This is a genomic window from Chrysosporum bergii ANA360D (assembly GCF_029891735.1).
GTDB classification, from domain to species: Bacteria; Cyanobacteriota; Cyanobacteriia; order Cyanobacteriales; family Nostocaceae; genus Umezakia; species Umezakia bergii.
In genome coordinates, this window is sequence record NZ_JANQDH010000065.1 from 1 (window position 1) to 1,096 (window position 1,096).

The 1,096-nt window shown below is 43.2% G+C and carries 1 protein-coding gene; it reads right to left on the reverse strand.

What is annotated here, in order from left to right; translation table 11 throughout:
- The coding region (locus NWP17_RS10160; protein WP_280654798.1) for an ATP-binding protein at window positions 1-1,096 on the reverse strand (1,096 nt) is incomplete at both ends.

The following is a 1,096-nucleotide window of genomic DNA, read 5'->3' on the forward strand; positions in this document are numbered from 1 at the left end:
CGTACTAATTCTCTCTCCCATGGGTGGTAACCCCGCACGGCGATCGAAAATCACTAACCAACCTGTATCTAATCCTAACCCATCCAGATATTTATCCAATTGGATCAAACCCTGGGTTAGCGGGTCTAACTTTTCTTTCCGCACCTTCAACTCTATGCCCATCACCACTTTGCCATAGCGTAAACAAATATCCATCCTTCCAGAACCAATGGCATATTCCCGTTCTAACGTACCACTACCATTCACTACCCGATTTAAAAATGCCATTAACACCAAATGGGGAGCAATCTCATGGTAGGGCGCACTTTTGAGTAGTGGTTCTCCATGTTGTCGCCAAAACTCCAGAAATGCTTCCAATAATTCATCGGGTAATAGTTCCCCCTGTTCATTTAGCCAACGAGGTTCAATAACTCCAATGGAAACCCTGGTTGTGTAACTCAACACCAAAGGTAGAACTTCCTGATAAATTGGATTGGCAATTTCTAAGCCATGTCCCCGGTCTCGACACAGTCCTAAATCCAGGACATAACGAATATCATCCTGTGGTACATCAGGTAAATCTTCACCTGCTAAAATTGGTTCAATAATGGTTTTGACCCGCTCTTCCCGTAATCTTTCTGCCAAACTATCTAAATGGGTATCCTGGCGCTGAATGAGATTTTCCTTAGCCTGGTTAATCACCTCAGCGGTAATGGGTTGGGTTAGATCTTTCACCAAAACCTGGGTAGCTTGACGAGCTAGGGCGTTGACTAACCACGGTTGTCCATCGGTTAAATAAAATGACTGTTGAATTCCTTCTGTGGTAAACACCTGTCCCGTAGCTTGTGTATGTTGTAAGTAAAGTTCTTCTACTTCACGTAAGGTAAAATTACTTAAAGTCAAGGATTCAGCCTTGATATTGAAGGGACTGGAGGTATTGAGTCCTTCACTTCCACCGGATTTAACCTTATAGTCCCGCACATCCCGCATACCAATTAATCCGACCGAATGGGGAAACCCCTGGGGACGACGGGGAAAACCCGAACGTAATTGTCTTAAAATAAAGATTAAAGCTTCATCTGTTAGGGAATCTATTTCATCTAAAAAGATTACAAGA